This window comes from Serratia sp. Je.1.23.a, assembly GCF_051129805.1.
GTDB classification, from domain to species: domain Bacteria; phylum Pseudomonadota; class Gammaproteobacteria; order Enterobacterales; family Enterobacteriaceae; genus Serratia; species Serratia liquefaciens.
In genome coordinates, this window is record NZ_JBCPSR010000002.1 from 386,174 (window position 1) to 410,570 (window position 24,397).

At 55.3% G+C, this 24,397-nt stretch carries 19 protein-coding genes; 15 read left to right on the forward strand and 4 right to left on the reverse strand.

Annotated elements, in window-relative coordinates; translation table 11 throughout:
- Positions 1-486: 486 nt before the first annotated feature.
- From AAZT04_RS09590 to AAZT04_RS09615, 6 genes are all read left to right on the forward strand, one after another.
- Positions 487-2,055, forward strand: a complete 1,569-nt coding sequence (locus AAZT04_RS09590) for an ABC transporter substrate-binding protein (protein ID WP_020827465.1) — start codon at positions 487-489, stop codon at positions 2,053-2,055.
- On the forward strand, positions 2,055-3,107 hold the full coding sequence (locus AAZT04_RS09595) for an ABC transporter permease (RefSeq protein ID WP_048760232.1): 1,053 nt from the start codon (positions 2,055-2,057) through the stop codon (positions 3,105-3,107). Before AAZT04_RS09590 ends, AAZT04_RS09595 begins: the two co-directional genes overlap by 1 nt.
- On the forward strand, positions 3,104-3,973 hold the full coding sequence (locus AAZT04_RS09600) for an ABC transporter permease (RefSeq protein ID WP_020827463.1): 870 nt from the start codon (positions 3,104-3,106) through the stop codon (positions 3,971-3,973). The genes AAZT04_RS09595 and AAZT04_RS09600 overlap by 4 nt, the downstream gene beginning before the upstream one ends.
- Positions 3,963-4,799, forward strand: coding sequence for an ABC transporter ATP-binding protein (locus AAZT04_RS09605; protein ID WP_115058604.1), 837 nt, complete (start codon positions 3,963-3,965; stop codon positions 4,797-4,799). Before AAZT04_RS09600 ends, AAZT04_RS09605 begins: the two co-directional genes overlap by 11 nt.
- Entirely contained in the window at positions 4,796-5,467 is a 672-nt protein-coding gene (locus AAZT04_RS09610; protein WP_129982687.1) for an ABC transporter ATP-binding protein, read from the forward strand. The genes AAZT04_RS09605 and AAZT04_RS09610 overlap by 4 nt, the downstream gene beginning before the upstream one ends.
- A 134-nt stretch (positions 5,468-5,601) precedes the next feature.
- Entirely contained in the window at positions 5,602-7,176 is a 1,575-nt protein-coding gene (locus tag AAZT04_RS09615) for an ABC transporter substrate-binding protein (protein ID WP_129982688.1), read from the forward strand.
- Between the two features lie 16 nt (positions 7,177-7,192).
- Here the strand turns inward: AAZT04_RS09615 and AAZT04_RS09620 are convergent, their stop codons facing one another.
- Both AAZT04_RS09620 and AAZT04_RS09625 read right to left on the reverse strand, forming a co-directional pair.
- Positions 7,193-7,759, reverse strand: coding sequence for a YbhB/YbcL family Raf kinase inhibitor-like protein (locus AAZT04_RS09620; RefSeq protein WP_129982689.1), 567 nt, complete (start codon positions 7,757-7,759; stop codon positions 7,193-7,195).
- Between the two features lie 100 nt (positions 7,760-7,859).
- Entirely contained in the window at positions 7,860-8,576 is a 717-nt protein-coding gene (locus AAZT04_RS09625; RefSeq protein ID WP_129982690.1) for a prepilin peptidase, read from the reverse strand.
- A 525-nt stretch (positions 8,577-9,101) separates the two neighbouring features.
- Here AAZT04_RS09625 and AAZT04_RS09630 point away from each other — a divergent pair.
- Complete coding sequence (locus tag AAZT04_RS09630; RefSeq protein WP_129982691.1) at positions 9,102-10,607, forward strand: YchO/YchP family invasin; 1,506 nt, start codon at positions 9,102-9,104, stop codon at positions 10,605-10,607.
- On the opposite strand, the gene narL is transcribed toward AAZT04_RS09630, so the two are convergent.
- Both narL and narX read right to left on the reverse strand, forming a co-directional pair.
- Complete coding sequence (gene narL, locus AAZT04_RS09635; RefSeq protein WP_044552006.1) at positions 10,604-11,254, reverse strand: two-component system response regulator NarL; 651 nt, start codon at positions 11,252-11,254, stop codon at positions 10,604-10,606. The two genes, AAZT04_RS09630 and narL, sit on opposite strands and share 4 nt — an antisense overlap.
- Positions 11,255-11,265: 11 nt before the next feature.
- Positions 11,266-13,050, reverse strand: coding sequence for a nitrate/nitrite two-component system sensor histidine kinase NarX (gene narX, locus AAZT04_RS09640; RefSeq protein WP_129982692.1), 1,785 nt, complete (start codon positions 13,048-13,050; stop codon positions 11,266-11,268).
- Positions 13,051-13,411: 361 nt separating this feature from the next.
- On the opposite strand from narX, the gene AAZT04_RS09645 reads away from it, so the two are divergent.
- From AAZT04_RS09645 to AAZT04_RS09680, 8 genes are all read left to right on the forward strand, one after another.
- Positions 13,412-14,800, forward strand: a complete 1,389-nt coding sequence (locus AAZT04_RS09645) for a NarK family nitrate/nitrite MFS transporter (protein ID WP_020827454.1) — start codon at positions 13,412-13,414, stop codon at positions 14,798-14,800.
- A gap of 779 nt (positions 14,801-15,579) precedes the next feature.
- Complete coding sequence (locus AAZT04_RS09650; RefSeq protein ID WP_046373284.1) at positions 15,580-16,479, forward strand: transcriptional regulator; 900 nt, start codon at positions 15,580-15,582, stop codon at positions 16,477-16,479.
- 182 nt (positions 16,480-16,661) lie between these two features.
- On the forward strand, positions 16,662-17,618 hold the full coding sequence (locus AAZT04_RS09655) for an NAD-dependent epimerase/dehydratase family protein (protein ID WP_046373285.1): 957 nt from the start codon (positions 16,662-16,664) through the stop codon (positions 17,616-17,618).
- A 180-nt stretch (positions 17,619-17,798) separates the two neighbouring features.
- Positions 17,799-18,848: a UDP-N-acetylglucosamine--undecaprenyl-phosphate N-acetylglucosaminephosphotransferase gene (gene wecA / locus AAZT04_RS09660; protein ID WP_434679853.1), complete on the forward strand. Its 1,050-nt coding sequence runs from the start codon at positions 17,799-17,801 to the stop codon at positions 18,846-18,848.
- Between the two features lie 45 nt (positions 18,849-18,893).
- On the forward strand, positions 18,894-20,027 hold the full coding sequence (locus tag AAZT04_RS09665) for a polysaccharide export protein (protein WP_129940761.1): 1,134 nt from the start codon (positions 18,894-18,896) through the stop codon (positions 20,025-20,027).
- A gap of 28 nt (positions 20,028-20,055) precedes the next feature.
- Entirely contained in the window at positions 20,056-22,236 is a 2,181-nt protein-coding gene (locus tag AAZT04_RS09670) for a polysaccharide biosynthesis tyrosine autokinase (protein WP_261286849.1), read from the forward strand.
- Positions 22,237-22,240: 4 nt separating this feature from the next.
- Positions 22,241-23,530 (forward strand): flippase, encoded by a 1,290-nt coding sequence (locus AAZT04_RS09675; RefSeq protein ID WP_174574371.1) that lies wholly within the window; start codon positions 22,241-22,243, stop codon positions 23,528-23,530.
- Entirely contained in the window at positions 23,520-24,368 is an 849-nt protein-coding gene (locus tag AAZT04_RS09680) for an ATP-grasp fold amidoligase family protein (protein WP_020827447.1), read from the forward strand. The genes AAZT04_RS09675 and AAZT04_RS09680 overlap by 11 nt, the downstream gene beginning before the upstream one ends.
- Positions 24,369-24,397: the final 29 nt, after the last annotated feature.

The following is a 24,397-nucleotide window of genomic DNA, read 5'->3' on the forward strand; positions in this document are numbered from 1 at the left end:
TTGAATAGTTAGCGTTGGGTCGTTCAGGCCTTGTCCTTCATGTTGCTCTCCTTTTTGAACGTTATTTGTACACACCCCTATCACGTAGGGATTTGACGCTGAATATTTCTAGGGCGAAGTATGTATTCTCTCAGGGCGATGAAATCCGTTATGCAATTCATGGTGCCGGGCACCACGGTGAATGACGCATGGCGGGTATAAAGCTTGAGTAGCCGATTTTTTAGGACGTTACCGATCAGTATGGCGGGAAGGGTTGTAGATATCAGCCCTTGCGCGTGCAGATTCACGCCATAAAAATAGAGGGTGTGTTCAGGATTGAACACGGTGATTGCGCCGCACATCGCAGAACCTCGCCTGCTTAATAATCAAAATCTCAGCTATAGACAGAAAAAGAATATCTATAGTTATTTAAGTACCTTCGCCTGCCGAGAGCTCTCACATACACTCGCGAAATTACTATAAATTCCATCCGCTTGGAGAGTTTTGATGAAAGCGTTCGTTCCCTCTTTGGTGTTTTTGGCCGTGGCGGCCAGTTTCAACGCACAGGCAGCAACCCCGGCAAACACGTTGGTGATTGCCCAGTCCATCGATGACGTGGTCAGTTTTGATCCGGCCCAGGGTTTTGAGTTAACCACGGTGCAGTCGTTCAACAGTCTCTACCAGCGGCTGATCCAGTCCGATCCCAAAAATCCTATCGAACTCAAACCGACGCTGGCCAGCGAATGGCAGGCGGGCAGCGATAACCGCAGCCTGACCTTCACTCTGCGGCCGGATGCCAAATTTTCCAGCGGCAATCCGCTGCGCCCGGAAGACGTGATTTTCTCACTGTCGCGGGTAGTGAAACTGAATCTGGAACCCTCGTTTATCCTCACCCAGTTGGGCTGGGACGCCAAGAACGTCGACCAGCACCTGACCAAGGTGGATGATCAACGGGTCAAAATAAGCTGGAGTGAAAACGTCAGCCCGGCCTTTGTGCTTAGCCTGCTTTCGGCGCCGGTGTCTTCTATTGTCGATGCCAAAGAAGCCTTGTCGCACCAGCAGGGGGATGACCTGGGACACCAATGGCTGAACAGCCATTCCGCCGGCAGCGGCCCGTATAAAATTCGCACCTACGTACCGCACGAAGTTGTAGTGCTCGACGCCAACCCGAGTTCACCGGAAGGCGCCCCGACGCTGAAGACTATCCTGATCAAGAACGTGCCTGATCCGGCTGCGCGTCGGTTGCTGATCGAACAGGGCGACGCCGATATCGCGCGTAATCTGGGTGCAGATCAGATGGCGGCGCTGAAAGGCAAGCCGGGCGTCAAGCCGTTGGCCATCCCTTACGCCTCACTTTATTTCCTGCAGTTCAACGCCAAGGCGTCACCGGCGCTGGGCAACCCGGCGTTCTGGGAAGCCGCGCGTTGGTTGTTCGACTATAAAGGCATTGCGGACGATCTGCTGAAGGGCCAGTTCCAGACCCATCAGGCGTTTCTGCCGGAAGGTTATCTGGGCGCACTGAAAGATCGCCCATACAGTTTTAACCCGCAAAAGGCTAAAGAGATCCTGGCGAAGGCCGGCCTGACCAACGTCAGCTTCAAGCTGGACGTCAACAATCAGCCGCCGTACCTGGATATCGCGCAGGCCTTGCAAGCCAGCTTTGCCCAGGGTGGGGTGAAGGTGGAACTGGTGCCGGGCCTCAGCGCGCAGGTTTCCACCAAGGTGAAATCCCTGAACTATGACGCGACCCTGACCTCCTGGGGACCGGATTATTTTGACCCGAACACCAACGCCGCCGCCTTTGCCTATAACCCGGAAGACGGCAGCAAAACGCTGGCCTGGCGCGCCAACTGGCAGATCCCTGCGCTAAGCAAGCTGACGCTGGCAGCCACGGCGGAAAACGACACCGCCAAACGGGTTGCGGATTATCAACAGCTACAGCAGGCCGTGCAGCAGAGTTCGCCGTTTGTCATCGGCCTGCAGGCTCGCAGCCTGATTGCGGTACGTGACAACCTGAAAGGCTACGAGCAGGGAATCAACCCTGACATGGTGTTCTACAGCAAGGTCAGCAAGTAATGATAAGCCGTACCGCTTCCGCCGGGTTCGCCCGGCGCAGTTGGCGTTGGGGACGCCGGCTGCTTACCGGCTTGCTGTCATTGGCGCTGACGCTGCTTGGGCTGCTGCTGTTCACCTTTATGCTCTCGCATCTGGCGCCGATCGATCCTACGTTGCAGATCGCCGGCGATCATGCCAGCGAGGCCACCTACGCACAGGTCCGTCACGACCTGGGGCTGGATCAGCCGTTGCCGGTGCAGTTCTGGCGCTATCTGGTGCACCTGGCGCACGGGGATATGGGGATATCGCGCATTACCGCCCAGCCGGTGCTGAGCGATCTGTTACGTACCTTCCCGGCCACGGTGGAGCTGGCGACCTGCGCCATTATCCTCGGTGCGTTCGGCGGCATTACGCTGGCGTTTTTGGCGGTGATAAAACCGGGCAGTTGGCTGGATAACGCCGCGCGCCTGCTGTCGCTGATCGGCTATTCGGTGCCGATTTTCTGGCTCAGTCTGTTGGGGCTGCTGCTGTTTTACGCCACGCTGCACTGGTCGGCGGGGCCGGGGCGGCTGGACGATATCTACCTTTACAGCATGGAACCGCGCAGCGGATTTGTGCTGATCGACACCTGGCTGTCCGGCGATCGCGACATGTTCTACAACGCCATCAGTCACCTGTGGTTACCGGTGGTGGCGTTGGCGCTGTTGTCGATGGCGGGTATCACCCGCTTGCTGCGGGCGGCGATGCTGGAAGAGTGCAATAAAGAGTACGTCACCCTGGCGCGATCCAAGGGGGCCAGCCGTACGCGTATTTTGGTGCGACACGTATTTCCCAACGTGCTCGGCACGCTGATCACCGTTCTCTCCCTGTCCTATGCCAGCCTGCTGGAAGGGGCGGTGCTGACCGAAACGGTGTTTGCCTGGCCGGGCGTGGGGCGTTACCTGACCACCGCGCTGTTTGCCGCCGATACCCCGGCCATTCTTGGCGCTACCTTGCTGATTGGCACCTGCTTTGTGGTGTTGAACGCGCTGGCCGATGCGCTGACCTATTTAGTGGACCCGCGAACCCGATGAGCCAATATCTTTCTGAACATGAACCCCAGAGCGAGCCTGCGGTCGGCTACCGCCAGCGCGGCAAACTCACCACGCTGACGCTGGGGGCGACGCTGGTGGCTGTGCTGATCCTGACCGCGCTGCTGGCTCCCTGGCTGGCCCCTTTCGACCCTAACTTGCAACACATCGAACTGCGCCTGTTGCCGCCGTCCTCCGGGCATTGGCTGGGCACCGACGGCTTTGGTCGCGACCTGTTATCGCGCGTGATTTATGGTGCACGGCCAACGTTGATCCTGGTGTCGTTAATCCTGCTGCTGACCATCCCGATTGGGCTGTTGGTGGGCATCAGCGCCGGTTATCTCGGCGGCTGGGTCGAGCGTATTCTGATGCGCGTCACCGATATTTTTCTGTCATTGCCCAGCCTGGTGATTGCGCTGGCTTTTGTCGCGGTATTGGGGCCGGGGCTGATGAACGGCGCACTGGCGCTGGCCTTGACCAGTTGGCCGGCTTTTGCCCGACAAGCCCGGGCGGAAACGCTGGCGCTGCGTCGCAGTGACTATCTGGCGGCGGCGCGCATGCAGGGCATCGGTGGGCTGCGGCTGATGGCGGGGCATATTTTACCCCTGTGCCTGCCAAGCGCAGTGGTGCGTGCGGCGCTGAGTTTGGGCGGAATAATTCTTTCCGCCGCGGGATTGGGCTTTCTCGGCATGGGCGTGGCCCCGCCGACCGCCGAGTGGGGCTCGATGGTGGCCGAGGGCAGCAAAGTGATTTTTGATCAGTGGTGGGTCGCCGCTGCACCGGGCGGGGCTATTCTGTTCGCCAGCCTGGCTTTTAACCTGCTGGGCGATGGCCTGCGCGATAAAATGGATCCTCGTCATGGACATTGATAACCCATTATTGACCGTCGAACGCCTGTCGGTGCTGTTACCGGCCTCGCTACCTTTGGTGAAAGGCATCTCTTTCAGCATGGGGCAGGAGCGGCTGGCGCTGGTGGGGGAGTCCGGTTCCGGCAAATCCCTGACTGCCCGCGCCCTGATGGGGCTGTTGCCACCGCCGTTACAGCTGCAGGCGCAGCGCCTGACGCTGGGCGACGACGATCTGACGCGCTTGAATGAGCGCCAGTGGAACCGGCTGCGCGGGAACAAGGTGGCCATGGTGATGCAGGATCCCAAGCACGCGCTGAATCCGACCCAGCCGATTGGGCGTCAGGTGGAGGAGCCGCTGCTGTTGCATACCCGCCTGGGCCGCGCCGAGCGGCGGGAGAAGGTGCTGGACATGCTGGCGGCGGTTGGCTTGCCCGATCCGCAGGCGCTGAGCCAGCGCTATCCGCATCAGCTGTCCGGCGGCATGGGGCAGCGGGTGATGTTGGCCATCGCATTAATCAACGATCCGCAGCTGTTGATTGCCGACGAACCGACTTCGGCACTGGATCACCAGATGCGCGATCAGGTGTTACAACTGATCGAAAATCTGGTGGAGCAACGTAATATGGGCCTGATTTTGATCAGTCACGATTTACAGCAGGTGGCGCACTACTGCGAACGGGTGCTGGTGATGTACAAGGGCGAACTGTTGGATCAACTGCCTGCCGATCGTTTGGCCTCCGCCACCCATCCTTACACGCGCACGCTGTGGTCATGTCGGCCAAGCCGCGAGACTCACGGCAAAACGTTGCCGGTACTGGATCGCGCACTGCTGGAGTCACTGAAATGAGCCTGATTACCCTGGAAAACTTCAGCGTCAGCCACCGCCAGGGCTATGAGATACGCACCGTGGTGCATGATGTCAATCTGCACATCGAACCGGGCGAGTGCTTCGGCCTGGTTGGCCCGTCCGGCTGCGGTAAGTCATCGCTGCTGTGGGTGTTGGCCGGGCTGAATGAAAGCTGGAGCGGCGGTTTTCAGCTGCTCGGCCGTGATTTGCAACCGGGCCGTCCTTTTACCGGTGATCTGCGGCGTGAGGTCCAGATGGTATTCCAGGACCCCTATGCCTCGTTACATCCAAAGCACCGATTGCTGCGCACGCTGGCGGAACCCCTAAAGTTGCTGAAAGAGAGCAATATCGAGCAGAAAATCAGCGCCGGTTTTCGCCAGGTGGGGCTGGATCCCAGGCTGTTGGATCGTTATCCGCACCAGCTTTCCGGCGGGCAACGTCAGCGGGTGGCGATCGTGCGCGCGCTGTTGCTGAAACCAAAGCTGTTGTTGCTGGATGAGCCGACTTCGGCACTGGACATGTCGGTGCAGGCGGAAATCCTCAACCTGCTGAACGAGCTGAAGCAGGCGGGCGATCTGACGATGATCCTGGTCAGCCATGATGCCGACGTGATTGACCATATGTGCGATCGTTCGGTGGCGATGGCGCATGGCCGGTTGGTAAACTGAAATCAGCCTGCCGTTCACTCGGCGGGCTTATTCATCTGCGTAATAAATAAAGCAATTTATAGTCGTTCTTCTGCTAAGTCGCTGCCCCTACACTCGCCAAATAACGCATCCGCGTGATTCTGGAGAGTGCATCAATGAAACGGCTAATCCCAACGTTATTGTTCAGTGCCCTGGCGGCGAGCTTCGGCGCACAGGCCGCCACCCCGAAAGACACGCTGGTGGTGGTCAGTTCGCTGGAAGGCATCATCAGTCTCGATCCTGCCGAAAGCTTTGAAACCGTCAGTTCGGCCAACCTGGTCAATCTGTATCAGCGCCTGCTGACACCGGATCGCACCACGCCGGAAAAGCTGGCGCCGGAACTGGCCAGCAGCTGGCAAACGGGGGCAGACGGCCACAGTTTGATATTTACCCTGAACGCCAACCAACGGTTTGCCTCCGGCAACCCGGTACGCCCGGAGGATGTGATCTTCTCACTGGTGCGGGCGGTGAAACTGAACAAGGCACCGTCGTTTATCCTTGGTGAATTCGGCTGGACGCCGGAAAACGTCGAGAGTCAGTTGAAGAAACGGGGCGATAACCAGGTGCAGCTAAGCTGGTCGGCCAATATCGGCAGTGGGCTGGCGCTGCGGCTGTTAACCGCGCCGGTGGCGTCGATAGTCGATGAAAAGCTGCTCAGCCAGCACGGTCAGCAGGGGGACTTCGGCAATGCCTGGCTGCGTTCGAACTCAGCCGGTGCCGGCCCTTATCGCGTCAGCAACTATGTACCTCACGAGGCGCTGTTGTTCAGCCGCAACGATTACGCTCAACCGCAGGCCAAGCTGAAAACGGTGTTGCTGAAAAACGTCAGCGATGCCGGCACCCGCCGTTTATTGCTGCTGAAAGGGGATGCTGACGTGGCCTACGATCTGGGGGCCGATCAGTTCAACTCGCTACGTAACGAAAAGGGCATCAGGATCGAGCAGCGTGATTCAGCCAAAGTCTATTACCTGGGGTTCAATACCGGCAGCAAGCAGGTACCGGCTTTGAGTAATCCGGCCTTGTGGCAGGCGGCACGCTGGCTGGTGGATTACCAGACGATTGCCGACAACCTGTTGAAGGGGCAGTATCGCGTTCACCAGGCATTCCTGCCGCAGGGGTTGGATGGCGCCTTGGATAATCAACCTTTTAAGCTCGACGTGGCCAAAGCCAAACAGATTCTGCATGACGCGGGTATCGCCGAAGGAACGCGTATTGATCTGATCGTCATCAATCAGCCGCCGTATACCGATATCGCCCAGGCGCTGCAGGCCAGCTTTGCCAAGGCCGGTTTGCAGTTGGACATTCATCCGGTAGTGGAGAGCGATCTGTGGGGCAAAATGCGCGGCCGTGATTTCCAGGCCATCTTCACCTACTGGGGGGCCGACTATCTGGATCCTAACACCAACGCCAGCGCCTTCGCTTACAACGTGCCGAATGGGCCGAAAACCCTGGCCTGGCGTACGCAATGGAACATCCCGACATTGAGTGCGGAAACTCGTGCAGCCGCGGCAGAGGGGGATGTTGCAACCCGCGCCGCGCGTTACGTCACGCTGCAGCGCGAACTGCAGGCCAGTTCCCCTTACGTTGTGGCCTTACAGGGGCAAACCCTGGTGGCGCTGCGCGATAATGTTAAAGATGCGCATGTGGATATTGCCAACAGCATGCTGTATCTGGATCGCGTGAGTAAGTAGGCCACCCCGGCACCGGTTATTGACCGAAACGACCGATAATACCCGCACCGCCCTTGGCATGGCCCTGCAATTTTTCCAACAGCTGTTCGCGGGTTAACCCTGGCCCCAGCGCATGGGGCGGGAGATCGGTGGCGATCAGCACGAAGGTATAGTGGTGCAACCCAGAGCCTGCCGGTGGGCATGGGCCGTGATACACCGCGGTACCCGGTGAGTTCTTGCCGCCGACAAAGCCTTTGCCCTGGGTAAGATCGCCTTCAGCGAAACCCTGAGCCGTGGCTGGAATACCGTAGGCCACCAAGTGGCTGGCGCCCAATCCGGCACGGCCCTCGGGATCGGACACCAGCAAGGCGAAGCTGGTAGTGCCCGCCGGCGGGTTGGCCCAGTTCAGCGCAGGTGAAACATTGTCGCCGATGCAACTGGCGTTGCCCGGGGTGGCCCCGGCATATTTCTGGGCCAGCATGCCGCCATCCTGAAACGCCGATGAGCTGAGGGTAAAGGTACCGGCAGCCTGCGCCGCGAACGACAGCGAACCGGAAAGTAATGTCGCGCTGAGCGCGAGAGCAGATAAACCACGACCGATCATACAGCCTCCTGTGTTTGGTTAAATAAAGCATAGTGGTGCAGAGACAGGCTCGCTATAACAGCCTGGCCAACAGTCGGCTATAACAGCGCCAACCACGGCATTAATCCGCCATGGGGGTGAAATAAGCTGAAATGAGAGAATTTCCCTTGATGAAGGGCGTGATATCCATGTCGGCCATCGAAAGCAGGGTAAACCAGCCGGAAAGCGCCAGATAAAGGCCGAACGGCAGCGGGGCATCTTTGCCGGGGCTGCGGCGTAACTGGGCCACAATCGCAACGCATAAGCCTGCAATGGCTGCGCCGGTCACCAACATCGGCAGGGCAGGCCAGCCACTCCAGGCCCCCAGGGCCGCCAGCAATTTAAAGTCGCCCTGGCCGATACCCTCCGTTTTCCGCCGAAGGCGATAAAGGGCGTTAAGCCACCATAGCGACAGATAGCCGGCGACGGCCCCGATCACTGCCTCGTCGAGCGAGGTAAAGCAGCCTTGCTGATTGGCCAGCAGCCCGGCCCATAACAGCGGTTGCGTCAGGCGATCCGGTAACAGCCTGTGCCGCCAGTCGATAAAAGCCAGCGCGAGCAGCAGGGTCGCCACCGGCAGCAAGCTGATTCTCTGCAGTGGCGATAGGCTAAAAGGCAATGCCGCCAGTCCGGCGCAGGCGGCTATCAACATCAGAGTGCGGGTTTTTAGCGGCGGCAGGCGTTGCCCTGCTTCCTGAGGTACGGAATGCATAAGCCATCTGGCGATCACCGCCGACAGTAACATCGCCACAATAAACAGGCCGCGAAACCAGAGATCCCCCTGCGGGTCGTTAAACATAAGCATCCTTGCTGAACTGAAATTAACGTTCAAAATAGCGGCAAAATGGGTTTTACAGCAGAGCAGATGCCAGGTCATGACGCGCTTTGTGCAGGCGATCGCAAAGCATTGTTTATAGCCAGGTAAAACACGCTGAAATTGAGGGTTTTCACGCATAATCAACGTATTACTGTGTTTTATGAAAAGATGAATGCCGATTAATCAGGCAAAATCTGCGCTGAAATTTAGTGAATTTATCCTGACCGACGGCGAATGTTCGGCGCGTTCTGGAATGACCCCTCTTTACAAGGCAATATCAATCGCAAGTGTGACGTTGTCACATAATAAACTGAGGTTTATCTGATGGTTTATCATCAGAAACCGATTAGAATTTGGGGTTCATGATGCACTTTGGCGCACCGGTGCCCGACAGGGCCAATACCCCGGTTGTTCGCTGTGCAAAGGTCGTTGTTCTGCTGCCTGGAGTGGCCGCAGCAAAAAAGGTTTTTCCGCCCACTCTCGGGATGAGGGAACGGCGGTGGTGTAATGACTGACGTTATTCTTAAAGCGCGTAACAGATTGAAAAAAGCCGTTGATTTCCTCTCACTCCCTGCCCGTTTACCGGCGGTGGGTTTGGCGTGGCTGTTGGGCAGCTTGCCGGCTGGTGCCGAATCTCCCCCTGCGCCGCCCTCGGTCAGCCATCAAGCGAACGCAAACGACAACTTGCCCGAGCTGGGGGGCAACGCCTCGAATGACGCAGAGCGAGAGAAAGAGTGGGCCACCATGGCCAAACAGCTGGGTGAGCGTAACCTGAATAATGTCTCCGGCCAGCAGGTGCGAACCCGCGCCGAGAGTTACGCGGTAGGGCAAGCCGGTGAGGTGCTGCAACAACAGGCGCAAGAGCTGCTGTCACCGCTGGGCACCGCCAAACTGTCGCTGGTGATGTCCGACCAGGGGGATTTTTCCGGCAGCAGCGGCCAGCTGTTCAGCCCTCTGTATGACGTTAACGGCTTGCTGACCTACAGCCAACTCGGTTTACTGCAGCAAAGCCAAGGTTCATTGGGTAACTTTGGCCTTGGGCAGCGTTGGGTCGCCGGTGATTGGCTGCTGGGATATAACACGGTGCTCGACAGCGAATTCAAGCGCAATCAAAACCGCGCCAGCCTGGGGGCCGAAGCCTGGGGTGACTTCCTGCGTTTTTCCGCCAATTATTACTATCCATTATCGGCACTGGCGCAACAGAAGGATAACGCCGAATTTCTCAGTCGTCCGGCAAGCGGTTACGACATCACCACCCAGGGCTACCTGCCGTTTTACCGCCAGATCGGCGGCTCTCTCAGCTACGAGCAGTACTGGGGGGAGAACGTCAACCTGTTTGGCAGTGGTAAAAAACAAAACGACCCGCGCGCCATGCAACTGGGGGTGAATTACACGCCGGTGCCGCTGGTGACGGTGAAAGCGCTGCACAAGATGGGGGAAGGCGGGGTGAGCCAGGATCAGGTCGAACTGGCGCTGAGCTATCGCCTTGGTGTGCCGCTGGTAAAGCAGATATCCCCGGAGTATGTGGCCCAGGCCAAATCGCTGCGCGGCAGCCGCTATGACAATATCGAACGGAAAAATGTCCCGGTAATGGAATTCCGCCAGCGTAAAACGCTGCAGGTCTTCTTAGCCACGCCGCCCTGGAGCCTGCAACCGGGGGAAACGCTGCCGTTGAAGCTGGAGATTAAAACCACCAATAAAATCACCCGCGTCAGTTGGCAGGGGGATACCCAGGCACTGAGCCTGACGTCGTCGCAAAACAGCAACGATCCACACGGCTGGAGCCTGATTGTGCCGCAGTGGGATGACACGCCGGGGGCGGAAAACCGCTACCGTTTATCGGTCACGTTGGAAGACGACAAGCAGCAATTGGTGACGTCCAACTGGATCCAACTGCAGGTGACGCCGCCGCTGACCGCCTCTTCCGGGGAGGGCGAGGGTTTGCCGCCGCCAAAAACGCTGCAAACGCCCACTATTCCGGCAGAGACCGGGCCGTTGAACGGCGCTGACTAGCCGTTTTTGCCCTGCAGTACCCACACGGCGGCCTCAACGCGCGATTTCAGCTTCATTTTTTTCAACAGGTGTTTGACGTGCACCTTGACGGTACTTTCGGTGATGGTCAGCTTACGGGCGATCATCTTGTTCGGCAGACCCTGGGCAATCAGTTTGAGAATATCGCGCTCGCGCGGTGTGAGCTGCTGAATATCCCGCTCGGCGCTTGGGCGGTTTTCACGCAGGCTGGCGGCCAGAATGGGGGTTAAGGCCTCGCTCAATACCATCTGGCCTGCGGCGGCCTGGTGCAGCGCCTTCAACAGTTCCTCCGGCTCCATGTCTTTTAGCAGGTAGCCGTCTGCGCCGCGTTTTAGCGCGCTGACCACGTCATCTTCGTGATTCGACACGCTAAACACCACAATGCGGCCAGAAAGCGCGGTCATGCGCAGGCGATCCAACGTTTCCAGCCCGTTGATGCCCGGCATATTCAGATCGAGCAGGATCAGGTCAGGATCGTGCTCCTCGGCCAGCGAAACACCTTGTTCACCGTTGCCGGCCTCGGCAATCACCTGCAGGCGCGGGTCCATGCCGATAAGCTGTTTTACGCCGTTGCGCAGCATCGGGTGGTCGTCAATCAATAAAATGGTGGCGGCAGTTTCGGTCGTCATGGTTTCTCCCATTAGTCGATGGCGTGGTTGTCCGGCTTGAATACCACCCGGACTTCGGTGCCGCCGCCGTTGCGGGGCAAAATTTCGCAGCGGCCGTGCAGGCTTTTGGCGCGATCGCGCATGATGATCAGGCCATAGTGATCGGGGCGAAGGGTATCTTGCGGTAGTCCGCAGCCGTTATCGCAGACGCTCAGGGTGACTTCGCCCCGTTGATTGATCACCTGAATGCTCACCTGGCTGGCCTGGGCGTGTTTATGGATATTGCTGAGCGCTTCACGGGCAATCTGTAGCAGGTGGATAGCCTGATAAGTGGGCACGGTGCGCGGCGTCAACTGATAGTCGAGGCTGATGGGAATGCCCAGCCGTTGGCTGAACTCCTGCACCGTTGATTGCAGCGCCGCCAGCAGCCCCGGTTCTGTCAACCGCAGACGGAAGGTGGTCAGCAGCTCGCGCAGTTGGCGATAGGCAATGTTAAGTTCCTCTCGCATCTGTTGCACCAGCCCCAGGTTGGCGGGGGAAAGTTCCGCGCCCTGCATTTGCAGGCAACTGAGTTGCATCTTCAGGCACGACAGCGACTGGGCGATAGAGTCATGCAGTTCACGCGCTATCGCCGCACGCTCTTCCATCAGCATCAGTTGCTGCTGGTGATCAACCTGGCGTTCAATCGCCAGCACGCTGGTCAACTGCTCCACCAGGGTGTTCATCAACTGTTTATGGTCGTCATTCAGCGGGCGCTGTGGCGCATGTTGCGCGACAATCACCCCATAATCTCCCAGCTTGTCGCTCAGGCTCCAGCTTAGCGATGGGTGGCTGGCATGCTGTTGCTCGTCGTCGTTCAGGCAGGCGCTGCACACCGGATTATTGCAGTACTCCGGTCGCAAAGGCTGGTTGCCGCTCAACTGCACAAACTGCTCCTGGCTGTTGTTTTCATACAGCCGCACCTGAATGGCGCGCAATGGCGTCAGGGTTTGCAATTGATTGAGTATTGGCGTCAGGCGGCTGCACAGCGGTTCATTGGCGTGCAGTTGCCGGCTGGCGCGGTACAAAAAGCTCAATACCTGATTTTTTTGCTGCAGATCGGCAGTTTTCTCCGCCACCCGTTGCTCCAGCCCGCTGTACATGGTGGCCAGTTCGTCGGACATGGTGTTTAACGCGCCGCCAAGCGAGGCCATTTCATCCTGGTGACCACGTTGGGTGAAGCGGCGGCTGAAATCGCCGCGGCCCACCGACAGCGCCATCGCCACCAATTGCCGCCAGGGATGCAGCAGGCGCCGGCGCAGGTAACAAATGGTACCTACCAACAGCAGCAGCGTCAGGGCAATAAACACCGCCTGCACCAGCGTCACCGTCAACAACCGACGTTCGGTATGACGATCGATGTCCGAGACCAGCGCGTCCAGCAGAGAGACGAAATGGGCTACCTGCGGCGCAGCGTCGGCCGGTTTATGGGCCTGGCGCAATTGCGGCAGCAGCGTCAATTGCCAGTAGTCGTGCAGCGCTTGAAATTGCTCTGTTAAGCCTTCTTGTTCTACCGGCCGCTGCAGGTCGGGGCTGTTGGCATCCTGGTCCAGCTCGCGTATCAGGGATTCGCTGCGCGCATCCAGCGGCACCTGGGCCAGCAGGCGATAGCTCTGCATTCGCAACGAACCGGCTTTGTTGATGGCGTGCGCGTTGCCCTGAATGCTTTGTGACATCCAGGCGGAAATGCTCATGCCGGCCACGCCCAGGATGCCCAGGAGCAGCATCAAAATAGCCACCTGGTTAACGATGGAAAGCGGAGCTAACAGGCGTTTCATAAGCTTTGGATCCCTGGAACATAGCAAAACAACGGCTGGAACCAGAGGACGAAAGCAGGTGGTGCCAGCGAGGGTAGTAACGTTTCAGCGTTATTTTTCATCATACCCAGAGATAACCCCATACCTCTAACGAAGTACCCATTAGTTTCCGCCCGGCAATATGGCGTCGTGGCAGCGGTATGGGGTGATTTTCAATCGATTGATTTATTTTGTTTTTACCTTGAATTGCGGGTTACTCATAAAGGGATGGCTGGCGTTTTTCGGCATTTGGCTACCTGCATCCGGGTTGATTTACATCAACTTTGCCGCGGGGGGCGGCCCATAGGGTGAGCGAAGTTATCACCCTGTGTCTGAGGTTTTTATGTCGCAATCTGCAACGTCATTATCAAAACAAACAGGCGCGGTTATTCAGGATTGGCAACCTGAGGATGCCGCATTTTGGCAGCAGCGTGGCCAACGCATTGCTAACCGCAACCTGTGGATTTCCATTCCTTGCCTGCTATTGGCCTTCTGCGTGTGGATGCTGTTTAGCGCGGTCGCCGTCAATTTGAACAAAGTTGGCTTCAACTTCACCACCAATCAACTATTCCTACTCACTGCACTGCCTTCGGTTTCTGGCGCTATCCTGCGCGTGCCTTATTCATTCGTGATCCCGATCTTCGGCGGACGCCGCTGGACGGCCATCAGCACCTGTTTCCTGCTGGTCCCTTGCCTGTGGCTGGGCTTCGCGGTGCAGGACGCCACTACCCCTTACGGCGTATTCATCATTATTTCTTTGCTGTGCGGTTTTGCCGGCGCCAACTTTGCCTCCAGCATGGCCAATATCAGCTTCTTCTTTCCCAAGGCCAAACAGGGCGGTGCTCTGGGCCTGAACGGCGGTTTAGGCAATCTGGGCGTGAGCGTGATGCAGTTGGTGGCTCCACTGGCCATCTCCATCGCCATTTTCGGCGCATTTGGAGGAACCGGCCATTTACAGCCAGACGGTAGCGCATTGTGGCTGGAGAATGCGGCCTGGATTTGGGTGCCATTTTTGTTGATCGGCACGCTGGCAGCATGGTTCGGCATGAATGACCTGGCGGCCTCAAAAGCGTCGCTGCGTCAGCAATTGCCGGTGCTCAAACGCGGTCACCTGTGGGTACTGAGCTTGCTGTACCTCGCCACCTTTGGTTCCTTCATCGGCTTTTCCGCCGGCTTCGCCATGCTGTCTAAAACCCAATTCCCGGACGTGGTGATCCTGCACTATGCCTTCTTTGGGCCATTCCTGGGCGCATTGGCACGACCGGTAGGTGGAGCGTTATCCGATCGTTTCGGTGGTGTCCGCGTCACGTTGATTAACTTTGTGCTGATGGCGGTGTTTGCTGCCTTACTGTTCCTGACTTTACCGGGGGCAGGGCACGCAGGATCGTTTATCGCATTTTACAGCGTCTTTATGCTGTTGTTCCTCACCGCCGGGTTGGGCAGCGGATCCACCTTCCAGATGATTGCCGTTATCTTTCGTAAAATTACCGTCGATCGGGTTAAGGCCGCCGGTGGCAGTGACGAAAGCGCTCAGCGCGAAGCTGTCACCGACTCTGCCGCGGCCTTGGGCTTTATCTCGGCGATCGGCGCCGCCGGTGGTTTCTTTATTCCACAGGCCTTCGGTACCTCATTGGCGCTGACCGGCTCACCGGCTGGCGCGATGAAAATCTTCCTGGTGTTCTACGTGGCGTGCATTTTGGTCACCTGGATTGTCTACGGCCGTAAGAAATAGAAAGCCTTTCGGTAACACCTGCTCCTCTCCGGCCGGGGAGGAGCTTTTTATCCTCTTTTTAGATGAATCTTTTACCCCCTCAGTGAAATCCTCGACGCTTTAGGTAATATTCTTATTATTACGCGCTGTTTTTCCCTTTGTTTATAGGCGCATCTATCCTGCTGTGACTTTCTCTTGTCTTTACCAAAAATGTTATTTGTGCATTATTTTTTCATTTTCACGTCGAGTTTCTTACAAAAATAAAGCATTGTGATGGCCGTATCGGGTTGGAATGAAATTCCGTTTTATTGCGACGGATGAGATTCATTTCACCAAGATAACAATAGGCCTTTGTATTTGGTGCTATATTTTAACTCTACATTCCAAGAACGGCTAAATCAGATAACTCTCATTCTGTTTTAGCAGGCTTTTTGTAGGCTATCTGGCAATCGGATTAGGTGGAAAAACAGATGATATCGTTGGATGTCAGAATGAAATTTCACAATTTCATTAAAATAACAACTCGATAACATTTTTATATTTAGTGTTATAAAACAATAAAGTATGTTGGTTTTATTGCCGGAAATCATGATGAGAAACCATGTTTCCAACAGGGAAATAAAGACATTCAAAGAATCCTAACCTCCTTTTGAGAGGTGTTGTAAAAAATGAAATCAGTAATTTTTTATAAAAATAAATATCCCATGAATGCAACCTGTTGAGTTTACATTTAATTTCTTGAACATTTTTTCATATTTCTATACAAAGTGTGCAGGACAGGCACGCTAAGGAAATTAAAAGTGAATCTTGATAAAAGAATAAAGATTAGGAATCTAGATGTTCTGACACCGTCCAGGGAAAAGTTTCGCCTACGTTGGAAGGAGTATCAGATACTTTCACTTCTTGTCGCCAGATCCCCAGAACTGGTTAGTCGTACAGAAATTATAGAAAACATATGGAAAGGAACTTATTGTTCGGATTCAACTATAAATCAAACAATTAAATCAATTCGTCAAAAAATCGGTGATGCTGAGCATACACTTATCAGAACTATTCCGCGCCTGGGTTATAAGGTGGAAAACAAGGGTGTTTTTCACTTTATTTCGGAAGAAGAAGAATATGTCGCTGATGAAATATGGGGTGTCGACGATGATGTTAATAAAGACATTCAAGCGGAACTTTCTGAAAGTAACGATAAACAGGATGAAATTGCTACTGAAGAAATAGAGTTGAATGAGGCGGATATTGCTCCCGTTGCTTCATCTGTCACACCAGGAACGATTAAAAATACGACGATCGGAAAAAAAATCCCGGCGTCGGCTGGTTTTTTCTCCGTACCGGCCGTCAGAGTTGTGAAATACCTGTCGGTATTCGTGTCGTTACTGATTATTTCACATTTTTCTTATGTCCTGGGGAATCAAACACGTCCACCCATTATCAATGATATTCAAAACAACACTCGCGTAGTGCTTACTCTGACGTTGAACAACTCCCGAACCAACAGTCCGCAAACGCTGCTTTGCTTGTATCAGGGAGAAAGTTTGGAACAGGCAACCATCGAATGCGTCGATCCTAAACAAGGAAAGCTGAAACAGCCGGTGAAATACGAAACTTCGGATGCGCAGGGTGCGGGTAAGATTAATCTCATCCTGCCGAATAAAACCATGGAATATCAGGTCGCTTACGATGTTAAAAATTAGCATGAGATAACATTTCACCTTTATCGATAATTTTACATTTGGTACTTATTTTTATTTCATTATTTGTTATTTGAAAGCCTGGTCTGTTTTGTCCAGTCTGGTTTCCATGTTCTAACGCGAATTAGCGTCCTGCCTCAATGGTGTGGTGGGGAATAATGGGAAACCGGGTTGAGTGACAAATTATGGATAAGCGTAAAGTAGCGATCATCGGGGGTTCCGGCTTTATCGGCACGCGTTTGGTTAAGCGTCTGAGTGCACGTGACGACCTGGTGTTGACCATCGTAGATAAAAAGCAGAGTGAGCATTTTCCTGAGCTCTATCAGTTTGGCGATGTAACCCAGCCCGAGACACTGCAGCAGCCGTTGGCGGGTTGCGACGCCGTGATCAACCTTGCGGCCGAGCATCAGGATAATGTCGATCCTATCTCACTGTATTATCAGGTCAACGTTGAGGGTGCGCGCAATGTTTGCATGACGGCATCGGCGTTGAATATCACACAGATCATCTTTACCTCCTCCGTGGCGGTCTATGGCTTTGTCACTCGGGAAACCGGTGAGGAAGGGGTTTTCGAACCCTTTAACCATTACGGTAAATCCAAGCTGGAAGCGGAGTATGTCTACGAAGCCTGGCGTAAAGCCGATGGCAGCAACAAATTAACCATCATCCGCCCGACGGTGGTGTTTGGCGAAAACAATCGTGGCAACGTTTATAACTTGTTCCGACAAATTGCCAGTGGCCGTTTTGTGATGATTGGCAGCGGCAATAATATGAAATCGATGGCTTATGTCGAAAATATCGCTGCCAGACTGGAGTACGCGCTGGATCAGCAAGCCACTTATCAGGTCAGCAATTATGTTGATAAGCCTGACTTCACCATGAATCAATTGGTTGACGTTATTTCCTCTTCATTAGGCAGGAATAATAAGACTATTCGCATTCCTTATCTATTTGGGATCTGCGGTGCCACGGCATTAGATGTAGTGAGTAAAATAAGTCGCCGTAAATTTCCTATTAGCCGGGTACGAGTGCAAAAATTCTGTGCCAGAACGCAATTTAAAAGCAATGTGCAATGTGATTTCGTGGCGCCAGTTGAACTTGATTCGGCAATCGAAAAAACAATTAAACACGAGTTTTCCTAGAGATAACTTTATTACGGGTTAGGGTTATTTATTTTTTGCCTCTGACAAGCAGATAAATCTGTATTACACGGGATCGGCTCATGCTGACTTATATCCTGGGGCTGTCAATTTTATTTTTGTTAATAGCGCATTGGGAGCTGTAACTCAAGGGCGGTAGCGTGCTTATTCGCTGGAGGAACAATGTTATATCAACTGAGCGTGATATTTATTTTGGCGTTGATGCTGGTGGTTATTGCCCGCCGCGCTGCGCTGGCGGTGGGGCTAGTGGATAAGCCCAATACGCGCAAGCGTCATCAAGGGCATGTTCCATTGGTTGGTGGAATTGCCATTTATCTGATCATGACGCTGGTGACCTTTTGGCAGCCGGACTGGTTGCCGCACAGTACCACCTATTTACTGAGCATCACGGCATTGGTGCTGCTTGGGGTACTGGATGACCGTTTTGATCTGCCGGTGGCGCCACGCGTCATTGTGCAGGGAGGGATCGCGCTGGCGATGATGCTGGCGGCAGGGATGCAACTTACCTCATTCGGTTTCCTGTGGGGCCATCAAGAGTTGCTGCTGGGCTACGCGGCCTTGTTGATCACGCCCCTGGCGGTATGGGGTGCGATCAACGCCTATAACATGGTTGACGGCATCGACGGCCAGTTGGGTGCATTGTCCTGCGTTACCTTTACCGCGTTGGCCATCCTGTTCGGTTTGGCCGGGCATGAAGAGCAGGCGTTGTGGTGCCTGAGCCTGATCGCGGCTCTGGCCGCCTACCTGTTATTCAACCTCAGCGTGTTTGGTGTGCGTAACAAGATTTTCATGGGGGATGCCGGCAGCATGGTAATTGGATTCAGCGTGCTGTGGTTGCTGATTGTCGCCACTCAGGGCGACGACGCCGTGATGCGGCCGGTGACTGCGCTGTGGCTGATTGCCATTCCGCTAATGGATATGGTGACGGTGATGGCGCGTCGTTTGCTGCGTCGCCAGAGTCCCTTCAAGGCCGGGCGTGATCATTTGCATCATATTTTGATGCGTCGCGGCCTTAATGCGCGTCAGGCGTTGGGTATGAGCTGCATGCTGGCGGTGACGCTGGCCTGCGTCGGCATCTGCAGTGAAGTGCTGCAACTGCCCGATCATCTGATGCTGTTGGCCTTTGTATTTTGCTTCTTCGGTTATTTTGCCCTGCTGCACGAACCCCGTCAGGCCAGAGTTTTTACCGATAACCCTACCGCCGATCGTTAATCCTCCCACAGGCCGCAACGGCGGCCTGTTTTTCACGGTACCGTTATGAACCTTCATTTGTCTCATTTGATGCCACTGGTGCTGTCCAGCGTGCTGCTCAGTGGTTGCACCGCCTTTCCGGGTTCACACCTGCCGACCCAGGGCAAAGAAAAAGTGACTCAGCAGGACGAAGATTTCGACCTCAACAAGCAGGTTCAGGTGTATCGCGTCACGCCGATGCTGCTGGAAAACATGCGTCGCATAGAACCGGTAGCGCGCCCCAACCTGGCATTGGACCAGCGGTTGCAAAGCTATCAGTACCGCATCGGCGTTGGGGATGTACTCAACGTTACCGTCTGGGATCACCCGGAACTGACCACCCCGGCAGGGCAATACCGCAGCGCCAGTGACACCGGCAACTGGGTGCATGCCGATGGCAGCATTTTCTATCCGTACATAGGTCGAGTGCAGGTGGTGGGCAAAACCGTCACCGAGGTGCGTAACCAGATAGCCAGCCGCCTGGCGACCTATGTGGAAAGTCCCCAAGTGGACGTCAGTATCGCCGCGTTCCGCTCGCAAAAAGTGTATGTGACTGGCGAGGTGAAAACCTCTGGGCAGCAGGCCGTGACCAACGTGCCGCTGACCATTCTGGATGCGATCAACGCCGCCGGCGGGCTGACCGATAACGCCGACTGGCGCAACGTGGTGCTGACGCACCAGGGCAAAGAACAGCCGATTTCGCTGCAGGCATTGATGCAGCGCGGCGACATCAGCCAGAACCATTTGTTGACGCCTGGCGACATTCTCTATGTGCCGCGCAACGACGAACTGAAAGTGTTTGTGATGGGCGAGGTTGGGAAGCAGTCGACGCTGAAAATGGACCGCAGCGGCATGACCCTGACCGAAGCCCTGGGCAGTTCCGAAGGGATCAGCCAGACGGTGGCCGATGCTACCGGGGTGTTCGTGATCCGTCCAAACGGCGGCAAGCAGCCAAAACGGCTGGCGTCGCTGTACCAGTTCGACCTGTCTGATGCCGCCGCACTGGCGATGGGCACCGAATTCCAGTTGGAGCCTTATGACGTGGTGTACGTCACCGCGGCACCGGTCGCACGCTGGAACCGCTTGATTAGCCAGCTGGTACCGACCATTTCCAGCTTCAACGACCTCAGTGAGGCCACGTTGCGGGTACGTAACTGGTAACCCCGTAACGGTGACTAAAGGAAGACCGATGATGAAGAACAATGCATTGCCGATTGTGATGGCCGAACAGGACGACAAATTGGAGTGGGAGCGCCTGATTGGCCCGCTGTGGGACAACCGCTGGCGCATTCTGCTGGTGACCGGCGTAGCCGGGATGCTGGGCTGTGCCTATGCGTTGATGGCAACGCCAATCTACCAGGCCACCGCGCTGGTGCAGGTGGAAAAACAACTTTCGGGCGACTCGTTGCTGCGCGAAACGCTGGACAGTTCGATCGGCGGAGTCGGTCAGAACTCGGCGACCCAGGACGAGGTATCGCTGGCGAAATCACGTTACGTAATTGGCAAAACCGTCGACGACCTCGGCCTGACGGTGCGCATCAGTCCGGATTATTTCCCGCTGTTCGGCAAGGGCATCGCTCGCCTGAGTGGCGAAGTTACGCCGGTACTGCGTATTTCTTCCATGAAGGTGCCGGCGGTGATGCAGGGCCAGGAACTGACCCTGACCGTCGATGATCCGCAGCATTACAGCCTGAGTCATGACGGCAAAACCTTGTTCAGCGGCGTTGTGGGGCAAACGCTGCAGCAGGGCGGTTGGTCGGTCAACGTGAGCGAGCTTGAAGCGCAGCCGGGCACCACCTTTACCGTGGTTAACGTGCAGCGCCAAAAAGCGGTGGACGATCTGCGCAATATTCTCGATGTCGCACCTGGCGGCAAGGAAAGTGGCATCATGACCTTCAGCCTGGCGGGGGAGGATCCGCAGCGTGCGGAAGCGGTGCTCAAGAGTATCACCGATAACTACCTGCAGCAGAATGTGGATCGAAAAACTGAAGAAGCCCAGCGCATGCTGGCCTTCCTGCATGAGCAGTTGCCACGGACCCAGACTTCGCTCAATAACGCCGAGAATCAGCTTAATCAATTCCGCCAGCAGAACGACTCGGTAGACCTGTCGCTGGAGGCCAAGTCGGTGCTGGACACCCAGGTGCAACTTGAAGGGCAGCTCAATGAGTTGACCTTCAAAGAGGCGGAAATTTCCAAGCTCTATACCCGGGTACACCCGGCCTACCGTGCTTTGTTGGAAAAGCGCGCCACGCTGGAAGCTGAAAAGGCGCGACTCGGTAAACAGGTACAAACCTTGCCGAAAACCCAACAGGAAATTTTGCGCCTCACCCGCGACGTGCAGGTGGATCAGCAGGTCTACATGCAGTTGATGAACAAGCAGCAGGAGCTGAGCATCAGCAAGGCCGGTACCGTGGGCAACATCCGCATCATCGATGAGGCCGAAACCGGTCTGCGGCCGGTACAGCCACAAAAAGCGATGATCGTGTTCTTCGCTCTGCTGATGGGCGGTGTGCTGTCGGCGTCAGTGGTGGTACTGCGTGCTGCGCTTCATCGCGGCATCAGCGATACCGATACGCTGGAAAAGCGTGGTATCAGCGTGTATGCCACGGTGCCGCTTTCGCCCTGGCAGCAAAAGCGCAATCGAGTTCAGCAGCAGCTGTTGACCAAACACAGCAGCGGCAAACTACCGATCCTGGCGCAGGAAGAACCGGAAGATTTATCCGTTGAGGCTATCCGCAGCCTGCGCACCAGCCTGCATTTCGCCATGATGGAGGCCAAGAACAATATTCTGATGGTATCCGGCGCCAGCCCGGCCAGCGGGAAGAGTTTTACCAGCACCAACCTGGCAGTAGTGATCGCTCAGGCAGGGCAGCGGGTGTTGCTGATTGATGCCGATATGCGCAAAGGCTTCTTGCACCGTTGGTTGAACAACAGCGCCAAGGAAGGCCTTTCAGACATGCTGTCAGGGCTGATTGCGCCAGAGATGGCGGTGAAAAAGACCGATATCGCCAACCTGGATTTTGTGCCGCGCGGGCAGGTGCCACCTAATCCGTCCGAACTGTTGATGCACCAGCGCTTTGCTGATTTTCTGCGTTGGGCGGGCCAGAACTACGATCTGGTGCTGATCGACACACCACCGGTGTTGGCGGTGACCGATGCCGCCATTGTCGGACACCACGCCGGTACGGCACTGATGGTGGTGCGTTTCGAGGTCAACACCGTCCGGCAGATTGAGACCAGCATCCGCCGGTTCGAACAAAATGGTGTCACCATTAAAGGGGTGATCCTCAACGGCATGGTGAAGAAAACCGCTACCGACGCCGGTTACTATGCCTTTGCTTACCCGAGCCACCAGGAAAAGGTCCAGTAACCCTATGAAAGCGATGCTGATGAACTCCCTGTGGTTAATGTTGGAGCGAGTATCGCTGAGCCTGTCGGGGATTTTCGTTTCGGTCTACGTCGCGCGCTATCTTGGGCCGGCGCAGTACGGGCTGATTAACTATTTGTTGTCGGTGATTGCCATCGCGGTTCCGCTGGTGCAACTGGGGGCCGATGCGGTGTTGTTCAATCGCGTCGCCCGCCAGCGGCACAGCGGCATTCGGCTGATGTTGGCCTCGATGCGTCTGCGGCGGCAACTCTTTGCGCTGATCGCGGTGCCGCTGATGGCCTGGGCATTGTTAACGCAGGATCGCACCAGCCAGATCATGATGGCGCTAATGCTGGTCAGCGCATATTTCTCGGTACAGGACGTTTATAAAATTTATTACGACGCCCTGTTGAAATCGAAGCTGAACACGCTGATCAACAATGTGGCGCTGCTGTTGTCGATTGTGATGCGGTTGGCGCTGGTGCATGCCAAGCTGCCGCTGGAGTGGTTCGCGGTGCCCTATGTGCTGAGCAGCCTGATCCCCTACGGGGTACGTTGGCTGCTGTTTCGCCGCGAGCAAGGGGGCATGCGGCCCATCAGCCTGCGTCATCAACGGCGCTATGGCCGCTATCTGCTGAAGGTGGGGCTGCCGCTGGCCGTGTCCGGGTTATCGATTGTCATCTATACGCGTATCGATCAGATCATGATCGGTAACTACCTCGGGGAACACAGCGTTGGGTTGTACAGTGCCGCCATCACCCTGAGTCAGGGATGGGTCTTCGTGCCCATTGCGCTGATTACCTCGATGATGCCGGGGGTGGCCAACGCCGGTTCCTTAAGCGAGCAGGAAGGGCGGATCCGACTGCTGTATCTGGTGGTTCTGCTGCTTTCTATGCCAGTGATATTACTGCTGTCGCTGTTCCCGGGCCCGATAGTGAAGCTGATGTTTGGCGACAGTTACCGTGAAACCGCCGCCATTCTGGCGCTGTGCTCGGTGACTTCACTGTTCTCGGTGATGGGCACTGTTTCTTACCGGGCGATCGTGTTGTTTGGCGGTTATCGGTTTATCGCGATAAAAATGCCTTTGGCCGCTTTGGTCAACGTGCTGATGAATCTGGTGTTGATCCCGCGTTATGGCATTTTGGGCGCGGCGATATCAACGTTTATTACCGAATTTATTTCGTTTTTTGTACTTAATGGCTTTTTTAGAAAAGGACAAATTACCCGGCTGCAGGTCACCTGCTACCGTTGTTTACCGCAACTAATAGGGAAGGTGCGAGAACTTTATGCTAAATAATCTGGTGAAGGGTTTTTACCGTAATATACCCGATGCATTATATCATCAGTTAAAATACGCCTTATTTTTTCGCAAGGTGCCACATCTTGCTAAACCGGTGGGGTATAGCGAGAAACTGATGCGCAGAAAAGTCTATCCTCTGGCAATGTATACTCAACTGTCCGATAAATATCTGGTCAGAGAGTACATTGAACGGCTGTGGGGAAAAGAATACCTCATCGAACTCTATGCACAGGGTAAAAAATTAACTGAGGAAATGTATGAGTCATTGCCGAATACCTTCGTTATCAAGGCGAATCACGGCAGCGGTTATAACAAGCTGGTGTTTGATAAAAGCCAGACCAGTTTTAATGAGTTAAGGGTATTGACCAACAGTTGGTTGCGACAGAATTTTTATCAAGTCTATCGCGAGCGACATTATAAGGATATTTCGCCCTGCATCATGGTGGAAAAGATGTTGCTGGAAGACGGCAAGACGCCGAACGACATCAAGATCCACTGTTTTAATCGCAATGGAGAGGTGCGTTTTTTCATTCAGATTGATTACCAGCGCTTTATCGACCACCGCCGCGACTTCTTCGACGCCCACTGGAACCGCACGGAAATCCGCATGGGGGTGCCTAACAGCGATGTTCCGATGGAGAAACCTTGCCGTTTAGAACAGATGCTGAAGCTGGCACGCCAGGTAGCAGAGCAATTCTCCTATGTGCGTGTCGATTTTTATCAGGTGCAGGAACGGATCTATTTTGGCGAGTTGACATTTACTCCCGGAGCCGGCCTGCAACGATTTACACCGGAAATTATTGAACAAGAGTGGGGAGGTTATTTCCAGGAGTAGTTGAGTAACCGGTGGGCTGCGCGTATTTC

Bases quoted from the DNA above. Each gene is read 5' to 3' on its own strand.
- AAZT04_RS09590 (WP_020827465.1), top strand. From the start codon at position 487: ATGAAAGCGTTCGTTCCCTCTTTGGTGTTTTTGGCCGTGGCGGCCAGT.
- AAZT04_RS09595 (WP_048760232.1), top strand. From the start codon at position 2,055: ATGATAAGCCGTACCGCTTCCGCCGGGTTCGCCCGGCGCAGTTGGCGT.
- AAZT04_RS09600 (WP_020827463.1), top strand. From the start codon at position 3,104: ATGAGCCAATATCTTTCTGAACATGAACCCCAGAGCGAGCCTGCGGTC.
- AAZT04_RS09605 (WP_115058604.1), top strand. From the start codon at position 3,963: ATGGACATTGATAACCCATTATTGACCGTCGAACGCCTGTCGGTGCTG.
- AAZT04_RS09610 (WP_129982687.1), top strand. From the start codon at position 4,796: ATGAGCCTGATTACCCTGGAAAACTTCAGCGTCAGCCACCGCCAGGGC.
- AAZT04_RS09615 (WP_129982688.1), top strand. From the start codon at position 5,602: ATGAAACGGCTAATCCCAACGTTATTGTTCAGTGCCCTGGCGGCGAGC.
- AAZT04_RS09620 (WP_129982689.1), bottom strand. From the start codon at position 7,759: ATGATCGGTCGTGGTTTATCTGCTCTCGCGCTCAGCGCGACATTACTT.
- AAZT04_RS09625 (WP_129982690.1), bottom strand. From the start codon at position 8,576: ATGTTTAACGACCCGCAGGGGGATCTCTGGTTTCGCGGCCTGTTTATT.
- AAZT04_RS09630 (WP_129982691.1), top strand. From the start codon at position 9,102: ATGACTGACGTTATTCTTAAAGCGCGTAACAGATTGAAAAAAGCCGTT.
- narL (WP_044552006.1), bottom strand. From the start codon at position 11,254: ATGACGACCGAAACTGCCGCCACCATTTTATTGATTGACGACCACCCG.
- narX (WP_129982692.1), bottom strand. From the start codon at position 13,050: ATGAAACGCCTGTTAGCTCCGCTTTCCATCGTTAACCAGGTGGCTATT.
- AAZT04_RS09645 (WP_020827454.1), top strand. From the start codon at position 13,412: ATGTCGCAATCTGCAACGTCATTATCAAAACAAACAGGCGCGGTTATT.
- AAZT04_RS09655 (WP_046373285.1), top strand. From the start codon at position 16,662: ATGGATAAGCGTAAAGTAGCGATCATCGGGGGTTCCGGCTTTATCGGC.
- wecA (WP_434679853.1), top strand. From the start codon at position 17,799: ATGTTATATCAACTGAGCGTGATATTTATTTTGGCGTTGATGCTGGTG.
- AAZT04_RS09665 (WP_129940761.1), top strand. From the start codon at position 18,894: ATGAACCTTCATTTGTCTCATTTGATGCCACTGGTGCTGTCCAGCGTG.
- AAZT04_RS09670 (WP_261286849.1), top strand. From the start codon at position 20,056: ATGATGAAGAACAATGCATTGCCGATTGTGATGGCCGAACAGGACGAC.
- AAZT04_RS09675 (WP_174574371.1), top strand. From the start codon at position 22,241: ATGAAAGCGATGCTGATGAACTCCCTGTGGTTAATGTTGGAGCGAGTA.
- AAZT04_RS09680 (WP_020827447.1), top strand. From the start codon at position 23,520: ATGCTAAATAATCTGGTGAAGGGTTTTTACCGTAATATACCCGATGCA.